At 41.3% G+C, this 15,936-nt stretch carries 12 protein-coding genes; 4 read left to right on the forward strand and 8 right to left on the reverse strand.

All coding sequences use genetic code 11. From position 1 onward, the window contains the following. Positions 1-86: 86 nt before the first annotated feature. Positions 87-1,508, forward strand: coding sequence for a dihydrolipoyl dehydrogenase (gene lpdA / locus JUI58_RS18600; RefSeq protein WP_204105306.1), 1,422 nt, complete (start codon positions 87-89; stop codon positions 1,506-1,508). Positions 1,509-1,947: 439 nt separating this feature from the next. Continuing rightward, entirely contained in the window at positions 1,948-4,857 is a 2,910-nt protein-coding gene (locus JUI58_RS18605; RefSeq protein WP_204105307.1) for an adenylate/guanylate cyclase domain-containing protein, read from the forward strand. Positions 4,858-4,950: 93 nt separating this feature from the next. Here the strand turns inward: JUI58_RS18605 and JUI58_RS18610 are convergent, their stop codons facing one another. Then, on the reverse strand, positions 4,951-5,739 hold the full coding sequence (locus tag JUI58_RS18610; RefSeq protein WP_204105308.1) for a galactosyltransferase-related protein: 789 nt from the start codon (positions 5,737-5,739) through the stop codon (positions 4,951-4,953). Positions 5,740-5,744: 5 nt separating this feature from the next. Then, complete coding sequence (locus JUI58_RS18615; protein ID WP_204105309.1) at positions 5,745-7,487, reverse strand: Ig-like domain-containing protein; 1,743 nt, start codon at positions 7,485-7,487, stop codon at positions 5,745-5,747. Positions 7,488-7,500: 13 nt separating this feature from the next. Between JUI58_RS18615 and JUI58_RS18620 the strand changes: the two genes are divergently transcribed. Next, positions 7,501-7,854, forward strand: coding sequence for a hypothetical protein (locus tag JUI58_RS18620; protein WP_204105310.1), 354 nt, complete (start codon positions 7,501-7,503; stop codon positions 7,852-7,854). Between the two features lie 56 nt (positions 7,855-7,910). Here the strand turns inward: JUI58_RS18620 and JUI58_RS18625 are convergent, their stop codons facing one another. After that, positions 7,911-8,777, reverse strand: coding sequence for a hypothetical protein (locus JUI58_RS18625; RefSeq protein ID WP_204105311.1), 867 nt, complete (start codon positions 8,775-8,777; stop codon positions 7,911-7,913). A 74-nt stretch (positions 8,778-8,851) separates the two neighbouring features. On the opposite strand from JUI58_RS18625, the gene JUI58_RS18630 reads away from it, so the two are divergent. Further along, positions 8,852-9,658: a WecB/TagA/CpsF family glycosyltransferase gene (locus JUI58_RS18630; protein ID WP_204105334.1), complete on the forward strand. Its 807-nt coding sequence runs from the start codon at positions 8,852-8,854 to the stop codon at positions 9,656-9,658. Positions 9,659-9,717: 59 nt separating this feature from the next. Here the strand turns inward: JUI58_RS18630 and JUI58_RS18635 are convergent, their stop codons facing one another. The 5 genes from JUI58_RS18635 to JUI58_RS18655 form a co-directional block, all read right to left on the reverse strand. After that, a complete protein-coding gene (locus JUI58_RS18635; protein ID WP_204105312.1) occupies positions 9,718-12,111 on the reverse strand; it encodes an AAA family ATPase in 2,394 nt (797 codons plus the stop codon). Positions 12,112-12,390: 279 nt separating this feature from the next. Next, positions 12,391-12,861, reverse strand: a complete 471-nt coding sequence (locus JUI58_RS18640; RefSeq protein ID WP_204105313.1) for a hypothetical protein — start codon at positions 12,859-12,861, stop codon at positions 12,391-12,393. A 232-nt stretch (positions 12,862-13,093) separates the two neighbouring features. After that, complete coding sequence (locus tag JUI58_RS18645; RefSeq protein ID WP_204105314.1) at positions 13,094-14,590, reverse strand: sugar transferase; 1,497 nt, start codon at positions 14,588-14,590, stop codon at positions 13,094-13,096. 136 nt (positions 14,591-14,726) lie between these two features. Beyond that, positions 14,727-15,149, reverse strand: coding sequence for a secondary thiamine-phosphate synthase enzyme YjbQ (locus JUI58_RS18650; RefSeq protein ID WP_204105315.1), 423 nt, complete (start codon positions 15,147-15,149; stop codon positions 14,727-14,729). Positions 15,150-15,390: 241 nt separating this feature from the next. Next, complete coding sequence (locus JUI58_RS18655; RefSeq protein ID WP_204105316.1) at positions 15,391-15,783, reverse strand: SET domain-containing protein; 393 nt, start codon at positions 15,781-15,783, stop codon at positions 15,391-15,393. Positions 15,784-15,936: the final 153 nt, after the last annotated feature.

Raw genomic sequence — 15,936 nt, forward strand, 5'->3', positions numbered from 1 at the left:
CAACCCATTACCCATTGGCTTAACAAGCATTGATAATTCCCCATTATTGATTGATAATCATAGATTGATAACTGTTCATTGAAAAAATGAGTTTTGACTACGACTTAGTGATTATTGGAGCAGGAGTCGGCGGTCACGGAGCCGCCCTGCACGCCGTCAAACTGGGACTGAAAACCGCCATCATCGAAGCCGCAGATATGGGTGGAACCTGTGTCAACCGGGGCTGTATCCCTTCAAAAGCACTTCTCGCAGCCTCCGGAAAAGTGCGAGAATTTCATAACAGCCAACACCTGCAAGAAATGGGTATTCAACTGGGAAGCGTAGGTTTTGACCGTCAAGCGATCGCCGACCACGCAACTAACCTCGTTGACAAAATTCGCGGTGATCTCACCAATAGTTTGACCCGTCTCAAAGTCGAAACCATTCGCGGTTGGGGAAAAATTGCCGGAGAACAAAAAGTTTCCGTCAAAACCGACAACGAAGAAAGATTTCTCACCGCTAAAAATATCATCCTCTCTACCGGCTCAATTCCCTTTGTCCCCCCCGGCATCGAAATCGACGGAGATACGGTATTTACCAGCGATGATGCGATTAAATTAGACTATTTACCCGATTGGGTGGCTATTGTGGGAAGCGGCTATATTGGCTTAGAATTCTCCGATATTTACTCAGCGTTAGGCTGCGAAATCACCATGATCGAGGCGTTAGATGTCTTAATGCCAGGCTTCGATCCCGATATTGCCACAATTGCCGAAAGAGTTCTCCTCAAACCCCGCGATATTGAGACTTATAGCAGCACCTTAGCCAAAAAAGTTACCCCCGGATATCCCGTCATTATCGAACTCGCCGACGCAAAAACCAAGGAAACCATTGATATTTTAGAGGTCGATGCTTGTTTAGTGGCCACCGGACGCATTCCCGCCACCAAAAACCTCGGTTTAGAAACCATCGCCTTAGAAACCAACCGTCGGGGCTTTATTGAAGTTAATGATAAAATGGAAGTGCTAAAAGATGGGCAACCAGTGCCGCATCTGTGGGCGATCGGGGATGCTACGGGTAAAATGATGTTAGCTCATGCCGCATCTGCCCAAGGGATTATTGCAGTTGAAAATATTTGCGGCAACGATCGCACTATCGACTATCGCAGTATACCAGCCGCCGCCTTTACCCATCCGGAAATCAGCTATGTGGGCTTAAGCGAACCCCAAGCCAAGGAATTAGGTGAAAAAGAAGGTTTTGCCATTGCCACCGCCAGAACCTATTTTAAGGGCAATTCCAAGGCATTAGCAGAAGGAGAAACCGACGGCATCGCCAAGATTATTTATCGCCAAGATACGGGAGAATTACTGGGAGTGCATATTATTGGCTTACACGCCGCCGATCTGATTCAAGAAGCTGCTAACGCGATCGCGCAACGTCAAGCAGTACAAGATCTCGCTTTCAATGTTCACACCCATCCCACCCTCTCAGAAGTCCTAGACGAAGCCTTCAAACGTGCCAAAGTTTAGCTTATAGCGCGTTTAAAAATTCCTTCATTGCTTCTATTATAAACTACCTTACCGTACCGTTCAATTGCTTGTAGTGACGTTCTCCCCCGTTAACCCGATCAAGTTAACGGGGGGACTCAAAAGAGAGTGGGGGAATTCTTGCTCCATTTGCTAACTTTGATGCTGGGGCGATCGCATTCTCAAATATATATTCGATAACTGCAAAAGATTTCCCTCCCTTCGCTACACTGTGGAAAGAAATATCAATCGGGAATCTTAAAGAGTCAGGAACTAACCCCTAAGTCATCCGGACTCTAGCGGGAGATAGAGGGAATCCTCAATGGGTGTAGAGCCTTGTAAGTTTCCGGGATACTCTAGGACAAGGTTGAGAAATTAATTGAGCATTACTTCTCCTTAAGAGAAAGAAACTTTGATAATGCCAAACTCGCGCGAATTTTCAATGACTACGCCAAAAATTGAGCCAGCCCAAGGAAATATTTTAGTGGTTGACGATACCCCCGCCAACCTACGCTTGCTGGTGACAATGCTCAAACAGCAAGGCTATGAAGTTCGCCCAACCTTAAATGGCAATATTGCCCTCTCTGCTGCCCGTGCGATAATTCCAGACTTAGTTTTGCTCGATATTATGATGCCAGAAATAGACGGCTATGAAGTTTGTCGCCGTCTTAAGGCAGACGATCGCACCAAAGATGTTCCCGTTATTTTTCTCAGTGCTTTAGATGATGCCCGAGATAAGGTGAAAGCCTTCGAGGTTGGAGGAGTAGACTATATTACCAAGCCCTTTCAAAAGGCAGAAGTTCTCGCTCGCATTACCAATCAATTATATTTACGTTCTCTCCAAAAACAACTCGCTCAACAAAATCAACGTTTGCAGGATTTTGGCGATCGCCTGAAACAGTTAAATCGCCTCAACACCAACGCTTATAGTAATTCCGCCCAATTATTTGCCGATTATCTCAAGACGGGGTGCGAAATTTTTGGGTTTTCCCTCGCAACGATCACTCGCATTCAAGGCGATCGCTGTTATATCGAAGCCAGTTGGGGAGAATGGGAACAGGCAATAGTGGAAGAGGAGAAAAGCAAAGGAATTATTTCTTCTTCTTTTGACCTTGCTGAAACCTATTCTCAATTACCCTTTAGCAAACGGTCTACTATTGCAGTCGATCACGCAGGCAGAAAAAAAGAACTGTGCGATCGCCTCTTTTACCAACAATTTAAACTTGAATCCTATGTCGGTACTCCCATTTGGGTCAATCAAGAAATTTACGGTATTCTCAATTTCTATTCCCCCACAATTCGAGAAAATGTCTTCGAGGCGCGAGAAATTGAAATAATCGAATTAATGGTACAAAGTCTCGGTAAATTTATCGCAGCGCGTCAAACGGAATTACAACGCCAGCAAGCAGAAGAAGAAGTTCAATTTCTCTTAACCTTATCCCAAGCCATTAGTAACTCCCCCGACTTCGACAAAGCCCTCGAAATTGCCCTCCGTCAAATTTGCGAAAAAACAGGTTGGATTTATGGAGAAGTTTGGCTCAAAACCGCCGATCGCTCTGCCATTGAATGCAGTCCCAGTTGGTATCGTCGTCGGCAAAATATTGATGCTCAACTCGGGCAGGCGATCGATCACTTTCGAGAATATAGCGAAGCACTGATTTTATTGCCAGGAGAAGAATTACCTGGGATAGTTTGGGAGATAGGTACACCCCAATGGCATTATTTGTCTGCAAATAGTGAAGATCCCTTCCTACGTTTGGAGATGGCACAACAGAGCGGTTTAAGTGCCGCCTTTAGCATTCCGATCCTAGCGGCGGAGAATTTTGGTGGGGAAAGAACGCAAGTATTAGCCGTCTTGAGCTTTTTTACCCTAGAAACCCAAGAGCAGGATCTGCGCCTTAGCCATCTTGTCAGCGCAGTCGCCGACCAATTAGGGAACAATCTCCATCAAAAGCAAATTGAGGCGGAACAGCGCGGTATGTTTGCCGCAATGACAGATTTGACCCTGATCTACGATCGCTCTGGGGTTTGTTTAAAGGTTGCACCGACCAAAACTGTTAATACTTTGGGTTCTTCTGAAGAACTGTTAGGAAAAACCCTACATGAAGTCATGGATCGAGAGACTGCCGATCGCCTTCTCAAAGCCATTCATACGACCCTAGATACGGGAGAAACGCAACATATTGAATACTATCTCAGCCCCAAAAACCCCTCAGACAATCTCCAAAATCGACAGATTTGGCTCGATGCCAGTGTTTCTCCTTTAGAGGAAGAAAGCGCTATTATTGTCGCTCGAAATATCAGCGATCGCAAAGCCACCGAACTAGCTTTGCAAACCAGCGAAGCCAAAAACCGTGCTATTCTCAGCGCCATTCCCGATCTGATCTTTCGCATGAATGCAGAGGGAGTCTGTCTCGATTTTGTCAAAGCAAAAGAGTTTGCCAGCGTGATGTCATTAGATATCGAACCCGTCGGTAAAAATGTGCGAGAATTGGTTGCTCCAGAAATGGCAGAACGTCAAATCCAAGCTGTCCGAGCAGTTCTCGCCAGCAAAGAACCCCAAATCTATGAACAAGAAGTTTGGATCGATCGCCGCTTGCAATATGAAGAAATTCGCGTTGTTCCGAGCGGTGAAGATGAAGTTCTCTTTATGGTCAGGGACAATAGCGATCGCAAGCGGGCAGAATTGGCTTTGCGTCTGGCTAAACAACAGTCAGAGCGTCTTCTCCTCAATATTCTCCCTCGTTCCATCGCCGATCGCCTCAAGCAAAACACGGGGCCGATCGCGGAACAATATGACTCGGTGAGCATTCTCTTTGCCGATATTGTCGGGTTTACTCCCTTGTCTGCTCAAATGTCCGCGATTGAACTGGTGGAACTACTCAATCAAATCTTCTCAGAGTTCGATCGACTTGCGGATCAATATGACTTGGAAAAAATTAAAACGATTGGTGATGCTTATATGGTAGTGGGAGGACTGCCCGAACGCAAACCCGATCACCTGGAAGCGATCGCAGATATGGCTCTGGCGATGCAGGCGGCCATGCCGCAATTTCATACAAATAAACTCACACAAATTCAAGGGGAACAAACTTTACAAATTCGCATTGGTATCAGTACGGGATCGGTGGTAGCTGGGGTGATCGGCTCGAAAAAATTTATTTACGATCTGTGGGGAGATACGGTGAATATTGCCTCTCGTATGGAGGCTCAAGGGGAACCTGGAAAAATTCAAATGACTGCCGATGCTCGCGCAATTCTTGGCGATGGCTATCGTTTTAGTGAGAAGCGCAAAATTTCTGTGAAAGGAAAAGGAGAAATGACAACTTATTGGCTATTAGGAAAGAGTTAGATCCACCAGGGATTGAAATCCCTATCGCATACAAAAAATCCCTGGAAATGGGTTAGGGTTAGGGTTAGGGTTAGGGTTATCGCGATCGCCTACTCAAGTTCCATCCCTATTCTCATTTTGTTGATTCAGCAAAATATCAAGAATGCGGCGCTTTTGATAATAATATTGACGATTTTTTGCAATGATTTCTGTTTCATTCCATTGTTCTATTTTTTCGTGAAAAAGATGCAAATAAATTAACTCTGGACTGCGGCAAAAATAACGCCCATCTGCTAAGTATCGTTCGATTATATCTTGATCTTCTCCTCCCCAACCGAGAAAATTTTCATCCCAACCTCCAATTTCTAACAGGCGATCGCGTTGAAAAAAAGGTAAAACACCAAATCTCTCTCGATGTATGAGTTGTTTCCAAAGGGCTGTAGTTTGATCTTCTGGTGCGATCGCAGCATTTTCTACAAGGGTTGCTATATTTGTTGGCTTAATTGTTTTTTTGTCTAACATAATGCGATATCCTGATAGTAACAGTTTAGGATTGAGTTCTGCCATTTCTAAATGACGAAGCAGGGTATTTTCCCAAGGAATGAGATCGACATCAAAGGGGGTAACTAATTTTCCTTTGGCATATTTTAGGGCTAAATTCAAGGCTTTTGTTTTAGGAAAGATTCCCTCGCAAGGATAATGAAAATAGCGGAAATTGGGCTGTTTAAGTTCAGTTTGAATCCATTGGGAAGACGTGCGATCGCCTTCAACAATTAAAATTTCAATATTTTCCAATAACCCTAATTTAGCTTGTTCTGAGAACCAACTTAATTGGGTTTCTAAATGTTCTTTTCTTTGTCGATAAGTAATTAACAAAGATAATAAAACTTTTTGATTATTCATTAAAATCAAGGTATCCATTGCGGGTCTAAACCAGGGGTAATTTTTTGGGGAGAATTCAATAATTCATTGCGATCGCCGGAAATAAAATCAGGAAGATCCAAAGACCAAATATTACCCATTGTTCGGAAATTTTCCCGCGCTTGAGGAAGTGTTGAAAGGTTGCGATCGTCGATGGTAATTTGATCGAAAAGTAAACTTCTCCCATCAGGAGACATACTCATTCTCACTTCTGGATCGTTCGTTAAAGCCAGTAAAGGAGCTTCAGTACCTGTGGTAATATTAAGAATAGAAAGAATCGGTTTTTCTGCTGTTGAATTGGGATCTAGAGGCTCTGTGCGAAGACAATATAAGAGTTGTTCTTCTCGGGGTTCAAATTGACAATCTAAAATTGCTCCCGTCGTATTTAATATTTCTCGTTCTTGTCCCCGATCGCCAATTACAAAAAGAGAGCGAGTTAAATCTTGATTACTTTTAAGTGCAATGATTTGCCGACGCTGACCGCTCGCAAAAGCGATAACGCGATCATAACCTGGAAAAAAGTTCCAAGTTCCTGCATCAGAAGTGAGTGGAACAAAAGAAATGCCTTGATTCTCAGCAACAGCAAGGGAGCGACCGTCGGGGGAAATTTTAAAGGTTCTCCCTTGAATACCCAAAGGTCGAGGACTACCATTTTCGGGAACGATCCATAAGCCCGAGTCTGAAGGATTTTGACGGTTGATGCGCTGAACTACGGCAATCGCGGCATTTTGTGCGAGATCGAATTGTAAGTTTTGATAATTCTCACCTCCGAGAATGCGTTGAACGCGACCATAAGGTAAGGTTTCCGAGTCGGGTTGATAGTTTAAGCCCGTCGTCACCGAATACAGTTGTTGTGGAGCATTTGTTGTGGCACTTTGGCGATCGTAAGCCGAGAAAAGAAGGCGATCGCCGTCGGGATAGGGTTGAAAATTTGTCACCACCAGATCGGGAGGAGTGAGAGGAATTCTTTTGGCTTGGGTTTCATTGTAGAGAATCAAGCGCCCTTGTTCTTCCTTTTCTGCACCCAAATAAGCAAAAGCGCGATCGCGGGTCTTTAGCTCCATTTTCAAGGGTTTAAGAGCTTTAGCTGTCCGGTTGGTTGCTTGGGTTTGTTCTTCCGCACCTTCAATGGCGATCTGGTAGGTCGTTCCGTAAATGGGAAGATCCGTGAGAGTATAAGCGAGAGTTTGACCTTTCCAGCTTAGTTTTCCTGGGAGGGGAGGATCTATTTTTAACCCAGACTCGACAGTTTTCCAATTCATAGGACGGTTAAAAGTGAGGGTAAAGGCATCATTTTGTACGCCAATTTGCCGATCCTGCCAACTAAATTCTGTCGCCCGAGGAAGTTTGCGATCGCCCATGACCAAAACTGTACCAATCAAAATTGAGAATAGTCCAATTGCACCAATGACGGCGATATCGATGGGAAGCAACCCTTTTTTCGTGAGAATGTTTAACTTGAGCTTCATAAGTCGAGAACTAACAGAGGGAAAATGGGGAATCAAGCGGTTTTTTGGGCTTCTGGGTCTCTTTTCCTTGCAATTTGCGATCGCGTTAACCATTCTATCTTGTGCCTGAAATTTGCAGGGAATGTAAATTAGTTTGGGGAAGAAAATAAAGATTTGGCGATCGCATGACATTCTGTTGATTTTTCTTGCATTTTCTGCAATGATGCGATCGAGAAAAGGAAAAAATGTATTATGATGTAATACAGAAACTTGTAAAACCAAGGAGGTGAGAGATGTGTTCGATATCTTCAAAGGTGAAAAGTTCCGGGTGATTGAGTTATCCGATACAGTAAAAATCGAGACGAATATTGCCGATATCTATCTTCCTGCTTTGCGTGCTGGTTTTGTAGGCTTCCCCACTAATCCTCGCTGGAGTGCGATTAAATTTCACGCTTGGAAGGTAGGTCGTCAATGGCGTAATGGTTTGAATACAGGGGAATTAAAGGTGCGTGTTTCTGATTCGATATTGGTGCATCGCGATGAAGAGGAACCTCCGGGAAAACCCGAACATTCTCTCGAGGAAACAGTAGAGAAGTTTAGTTTGTGGAATCTCAAATTGAATTCGCCATTTTCTATTCCCTCAACCTAAATATCAGCCCTAATGTGAGATTATTTTCTCCTGAGAATAATCTGCATTAGGGTTATTTAAGCGCTATTTTGCTCGATTTCAAGAAAGTTGCTCAAGAGTAAGGCTAATTCTCCAGCACGATCGCGATCGCGACCACTGTAAAGAGAATGAATAGCTGTAGGATGATAAGATTGTAGGGTTATTGTATAATCTCGTTGTTGATCATTGGCGGGGTAAACTTCCATTTTTAGCGTGCTAAAAGAAAATTGATATTCTGTCGGTTGAAAAGGTAGGATTTGATTGAACCATGTCATCGTTTGAGTGTTTTTATCGAAAGTATATTTTTCTCGGGTGAGGATGGCAAGAATTAAGATAGTTAATATAATGAGCAAAATTGGAAAATAAAACAAGCAAAAAATTAGGGGAATAGTATAGGATTTGAGCCTGATTTTTAAGTGTTCTTGTGTGCGATCGCCAATAAATTGATTAATTTGCCAGACAACAGCATTTTTGGCCTCATCCGAGAGAAAAATTAAATCGAAATAATTAGAAGTGGGAAAAGAAATCTGGCGATCGGGAATAGAGACAAATCCTAAGATTTTTTGATTCGTTTGTAGTTGAATATAACGATCGGCAAAGTAGGAAACAACAGATTTATCAAGACGCGATCGCACTAAGCCAGTAAATTTTTCAATTTTCGGCTTTTTGGCGAGGGCAAAAGATTCTTCAATTTGACACTGTAGGGGAGAATTTACAAGGCGATCGCACTGTAGGATTGAATCTTTCGGCATGACAAAGCCAAATAAGTATGCAGATAAACTGGCGATCGCCAACAGGATAATGGCCAAAAAAGCCAAAGTTGCTTTTAAATCCGAGGATTTTGGTTCAATGATTAATTGGGTCGATGTAGGTGCAGAGATTTTCATGGCGCGATCGCTTTTCATTACTTTGGGTTTGTTTAATATTGCCTCTTTTTTGTACAATTGAGGCGATCGCAACCTTTCATCCTTGTAAAATCATGCTTGATGCCGGAAAGCGCAATATTCTCGGAGTTAATATCAACATTATCGACTACGAAGCCGCCGTCGATGGCATCGTCCAAGCCGCCAAAGCCCAACAAGGGCTTTCCATCTCCGCTTTAGCCGTACATGGTGTCATGACCGGGGCATTAGATAATATTCACCGCTATCGCCTCAACCATCTCGATCTCGTCTGTCCCGACGGTCAACCCGTGCGCTGGGCGTTAAACTTCCTCTATCAAGCCAAATTGCGCGATCGCGTCTACGGACCCAATTTGACCCTATTAACCTGTGAGAAAGCCGCAGAAGAAGGTTTAGGCATTTTCCTCTATGGTAGTCGCAGAGAAGTCCTCGAAGCCTTTTCTCGCAATCTGCGATCGCGCTACCCTAAATTAAAAATTGCAGGAATGCAGCCCTCCCGCTTCCGACAAACCACCCCCGAGGAAAAACAAGAGATCGTCCGACAAATTCAGGAAAGCGGTGCGGACATTACCTTTGTCGGTTTAGGATGTCCCCGGCAAGAAGTTTGGGTCTATGAATACCGCGACGCTTTATCAATGCCCTTACTTGCCGTTGGTGCCGCCTTTGACTTTCATGCCGGACTCTTACCCCAAGCCCCCAAATTCCTGCAAAACATTGGCATGGAATGGTTTTTCCGCCTCATCCAAGAACCTCAACGCCTGTGGAAACGATACATTTTACTTAATCCTCACTATCTCTGGCTACTCGGGCTGCAAATCTTCAAACTCCGCAAATTTGACCCCAATACCGCCACTCCCCCAACCCAAGAAATGCACTACGGCTAATTTTAATGAACTATTCTCAATCAACTAATGTCAACAGCAGGATCGCATCAGGCTAGGTTTTATCCATCATTCTCTTGACTTGCTATTTTTCCAGCATACTTAATACGATCCAATGCTTCCCGAAACTGTGGGTAATTATCGACAGGTTTCACCATTTCAGTGTCGAGCTTATAATCACGTTTAAGATTTTGCAGCGAGTGTCTAATCTCATCGCTTTTGGGACTACTATCATCCAACATAGAGTCTAAATCATCAAGAAAGACTATCGCATCCTCACGATTTGCCGATACGGGGTGATCGTTTAAAAACTGATTTTTTCTACGTTCCATTTTTTGTGAAAACTTTTCATTACTCTCCTCTCTTTCCGCATTTCGTCGCATTTCATCAATCCGTCGGAATAATATTTTAAAGTTAATTTCAAAATTTTGAATTGCATCTGCTAAGTTATTTTGATCGCTTTTTTGTTTTGAGAATTTGTTGAGCGCACCAACAACATTTCGAGCAAATCCAACTTTTTGAATATGAAATTCTCCTTCAGAAAGGTCTCGAAAACAATTTTGAATTCCATCAAATATTTGTTTCCCATTATTCAAATAGCTGAGGACATTGTGTTCAGTTATTTTATCGATAAAATCTGAATCAGCTTTGCAATCCTCTCTGGCGTATAGTTTAGCAGCTTCTACACAAATAGGTACTGGAATTAAATCTTCGATTTCTATAAGTTTAAAATCTTTGATTTCTTCGGGAAGTTTCAATTGCTTATCTTTTGCTAAATCACCTATTTGAAGAACAAATTTCTCTTTCAACAACTCCTTCTTTTTCAGAAATCCTCCTTTTTTCAAATCTTTTTTCGCATCATTGCCACTCTTATCACTATCAAGCAATACAACAACAGGAGGTTGTTCAACGTCTCGACCTCGAGCTAAATAAACCAAATACGGAACATGAGACGCTCCACCTACTGGAACAATGGTGACATGATTTAAATCCAAGTTTTCTAGTTCAGATACATTATTAAGAGAACGTAAATATGTCGCTGCTCCTGCTATTAAAATCTGATCGGAGTTACCTTCAACGATTAAATTACAGTTTCCAATAAATGCAGTTTCTCCTACAAATGCACCAAAAGCAGACCTTAAGGGTTCATAGTGGTTTTTAGCGGCATCTTTAACTACTCGAGTTCCTTCTTTACTTTTCTCAAGAACCCGAATTCGCTGAGAGTGATTTTTATCAATCAAAAAAGGAGAATGAGTAACATAAACAACTTGAACCGGCGGTTTTTCATCTTCACCGTTTGCAAAGGCTTCAAAGATTTTCAGTAGATCTTGTTGCGCTTGACTCGATAAATAAGTATCAGGTTCATCCATTAATAGGATTTCAGAAGTTGTTTGATGCGGTTGGTGAGCGCGATATTGGATGTAGTAACTCAAAAAATATTTTAACCCACTACTTCTCTCGGCAAAAGAATACTCTGTTCCAGTGCGATCCCTGATTGTAAAGACTAGATCGTGATCTCTGGCTGAAACACATAATCGAAAATCTCGATCTTGAACCCACCAACTCGGGAAATTTAAACTATCAGAAAGTTGTGCGTTAACTTTCGCAAGTAATCCTTGTACATATCCTTCATTTCCTTCTGTTAAAGCTGTCGCTAACTCTTCTAAAGTTTCAGCATCAATTTGAGCAACTTGGCAAATCAGTTTATAAGCCAATTCAAATTCTTTTTTCCGTTTATCGATGTCTTTTGGATTCATTCCATAATCTTCTTCAAATGCGGTAACTAGAGATAGGATTAATTTATTGAGAGGTTGATTATTTAAGGTTGTTGCACCATTAGATTTTAGAGTAGCACCAAAGTCTTTACTCAATGTCTCAAGCAAGTTGTTTATTTTTAATTTTTGAGAGCGCTCCAAAAATTCCCATTTTGTTCCATTAGCTTTTTGTTTGTGACATTTTATGATTTGTCTGATTGGAACACTTTGTGGTAGTGCAATATCAGAATAAATTATAAAAGGATGTGGCAAAATATTTGATATATTTGTATTTTTTTGACTGAGATCATATCCGTTATATTTTTTATTTTTACCTAATAAATAGATTTTTAAGTTATCTTTATTACCTCGAAAAAGAAAGAAACGATCAAACGCGATCTCTTCTGGGATTTTTGCAATCGAGCGAATGTTTTTTTCTTCTTCTTGAGAAAGATTAGACCATTCAGAACCAAAATCTGGAAATTTAAGTTTTCCTTCTCGAACGGTAAAAAACTGTGAATAACGGCAAAAATCTTGTCGTTTAATGTGTTCTCCAGAAATTGCCTTTTCAATAGCACTTAAAAGATGGGATTTTCCTGATTCATTTGCACCAACGACTGTTGTTACCTTGGGATCTATAACAATTTGAACATAGGGATACCACATTTCACCAATCATCTCCCAAGGTTTGTGATCCGTCACTTTTAGATTGTTCTTTCTGATATAGTCAAAGTTAAATGACTTGTAAAAACGAATAAATATAGACGCGAGCTTCATAACTTGACTTAGATTGAATGGATTGTTTATAGTGTAGCACAAAAAAAAATAAATATGTTACACAAATCAACGATTAGAAGCATTCTGACCTTTTCAGGAATAAGGTAGCAAAAAAAGTCCTTGGGATATTCTTCTCAGGGCGATCTTATTTTTTTGGGTTAGGTACTTTTGTACTAATCTTTCCAACAGGATTTTGCTATTTGCCTACACTGATCCAACCAGTTGAGGTTCTCGCAGTTGGGCATCTTGATAATCCGGATCGATTCCTTGTTGGGTGTAGTAGGCTCTCGGACGACCCGAAGGCGATCGCACGGCATTACCAAACGTCTCAAAGAGAGCCTCGATAATATCCTCAAAAGGACTGTCAGGACAAGTTTCGTCCTCCATTTTGACAACCTTCAATAACGCGCAGGTTGCCAGACCTGTTGTTTTCTCCAAAAATCTCAAACTGGGCTGATACCCAATCGCTTCTACTTTTTCGAGTGCCTCTTGAGGGGTCATATTTTCCAGCATTTCAAAATCCAAATACAAGTAGGCATAACCCACCGGAGGCCAGCCAATCTCGTAGCGATTCAATCCGATGAATGGTTTTTTCTTGTTCATACTTCCTCTATTCATAAGAACGAAACGTGCAACGCCAGCGCTTTTGAGGCGACTGAGGGGACGTACCGACATTAGCCGACATTGCCGAGTTTTTCCAATATTACGGCAAATTTCGAGAGCCTCTGCCTCGCTGTTTGCCCAAATGTCATCATCCCAACTCGATAACTCAGCTTCGGGATCTTCGAGATACTCTGGGGGTCTGGGTCATCGATCGCTGCCAAGTCATATCTCCTATAGCAATTAGACAAGTGTATTATACACCACTGAAACCTTCTTTTCCCAGCTATCAACTATCAACTATCAACTAATAAGCTCCTTCTTTGCCAAGAACAACTTTAATTGTTTTTAAGAGAATTTGAAAATCAAGAGCGAGAGACCAGTTTTCAATATAGGCAATATCTAATTTAAAAGCATCTTCAAAATCGGTAATATCCGATCGCCCAGAAACCTGCCACAATCCTGTAATTCCAGGCATAACATTGTGACGTAAGTGATGATGTTCCTCAAATCGTTTGACATCTCTGAGAGGGAGAGGACGCGGACCCACCAAACTCATATTTCCCAGCAAAACATTAATGACTTGAGGAATTTCATCTAAGCTATAGAGACGGAGAAATCTGCCGACTTTAGTAATGCGAGGATCGTCCTTGATTTTGAATAGTACACCATCTTTAGTGACATTTTCTTTTTCTAATTCTTTCTGTAATCGATCTGCATTATTGACCATTGTGCGGAATTTCCACACTTTAAAAGGTTTCCCGCGCAAACCGACACGCTGCTGTTTATAAAAAATTGGACCTGAAGAATCCAATTTAATTAAGATAATAATCAGAATATAGAGAGGACTTGCCAATAAAAGAATTAACACCGATGCGATGAGATCGAAACCGCGTTTGAGCCAGAAATCTCCCCCCACTAAAGCGGGAGCAGAAAAACGAATAGTTGGCATTTTACCAATTAACTCAATCCTCGGATATTGATTGGGAATTTCTAAATCAATCGGGACAATGCGTAAATTTAAACCCGCCGATTTAACACTCCAATAACAGTCTAAAGGATTGGGAATAGACTTCCAAGAACAAATAAAAATTTCTCCAACTCCTCGGAAGTAAAGGTGATCTAAAGTTTCATACCAGAGATCGTAAGTTTCCGAATTGCTCAGATCGATAGATTCGATAATTTCAAATTCTTTTTGACTTGACAATTGCAACATTAGCTTGATTTTTTCCATATCATCGGGATAACCCATAAGAGCAATGGGACGAGTAACCGTACCTCCCCGTCGCAATGTCATAATCAGTGTTTCTGCAAGCAAACGTCCCGTAAGAACAAAAGTTAATGTAAAAAACCAAGCTAATAAAAATGTCGAACGGGAAAAAATAATACCGGGTTGATAAAGAAATGTTAACGCAACTAAAAGACATTGAGATAATGTCAAACAAGTAACTAGACTTAAATAGCGGCGACGGCTCGATCGCTCTCCATAAAGACCGGCTGCGGCAATCATTCCTAATGTAATAACCAAAATAGGAAGCAAAAATCCCGTTTGTTCTGGATTGCGTTGTAGGAGAGCAAAAGAATCAACTGTTTTCAACCACTGAACGGCTTTACCGACTCGTTTGGCGAGAAACCATCCCAGAGAAACTAATCCCGCATCAAGGAGCATAAACACACAAACACGCAGCCATCCGATGCTAATTCCGCGAGTTAAATTTCGTGCGGGATGGCGGAGGTCAACAGTTCCTGATTGAGAAAGGTAGCGAAGAGACATATCGGGATCTTCGCGATCGGAGTCATACATGGGTGTTATTTCTTCCCAATATGGGCAATAGATGAAGTCTAATCGGCGATCGCAATTTCATCTAGACTTAAATTATAGATGAATTCCTCCCATCTAAATGTATAACTTGAGATAATTCATTAATACGTTAATCAATTTAATTTCCACTCACGTGAATGACAATTTGACGATGATGAGGATTTTGGCGATGTTCCCAAAGATAAATTCCTTGCCAAGTTCCTAAAACTAATTTTCCTTCCGAAATAGGAATTTGTTCCGAGGTTCGTGTCAAAGCAGAACGAATGTGAGCAGGCATATCGTCATCACCTTCTGCATTGTGAATATAACTTTTCCCATCTTCGGGAACAAGTTGGCTAAAAAAGTTGGCTAAGTCTTTGAGAACGTCGGGATCGGCATTTTCTTGAATCACTAAACTGGCAGAAGTATGACGAACAAAAATTGTACATAAACCAATTTTTACCCCAGATTCAGAAACTAAATCTTGGATTGGATATGTGATGTTATGAAAGGATTTTCCTGTTGTCTTAACTTTAAGAATTTTTTGCAATACTTTAGACATAAATACCCTAAAAAGAAACTTATGTAAATATTATACTGCTTATAACTCCTTAAAACTTTAAATTTAAGATGGCGATCGCTTTTTCTAAGACTTCCTCGGGATCGAAAGGCTTCGTCATATATAAATCTGCACCAACTTCTTCACCTTTTTGTTTAACGGAACTCTTAACCTTTTAAAGATAACATCATGGTTTTATCTTGGCAAAAGAGTTTATTTTGAACTCCTGAAAAACCGTCAATCTTTAATTTAATAGAGTCTTCAAGCCCAAGCGTTCAAAATAGGTATTATCAAAGCAATTGTAATCAGACAAAAGTTCTTCTCCTTCTTGGATATCGCGTGCCGCTATATCCTCTCTTGGAGTGGAAAGAATGTTAGGATCATTGGATGAGTGATTAATAAATCGCTGGTCATCAAAGCAGAGAATATGTTTTTGCAAATCTTGGTCATAGTAAGCATACTTAAGAACTTGCTCTTTAGCAGGCAGAGACATTCTATCAATCTCCTCAGTGCTGTAGGCGATATCAAAATCAGGATTATAGCGCCATGTAAATGTTCCTTTAGGAATGAATTGTGCTGCAAAAAGTCCAATTCCGTGAATACTACTAGATCCTAGAGTGGTATAAACAAGTAACATAAATATTTTTTTCTTGTCTTGAATTTACATTTTGAAAGTAACAGGAACTACAGGTCAATGTCAATAACAGAATAGTGCAAATTACGATTTTGCGATCGCAAACATCAAGCAATCCAAAAAATAACTCCAGAAGCTAAGTACAGAACAAAAAGC

This window comes from Spirulina sp. CCY15215, from assembly GCF_016888125.1.
Taxonomy (GTDB): Bacteria; Cyanobacteriota; Cyanobacteriia; order Cyanobacteriales; family Spirulinaceae; genus CCY15215.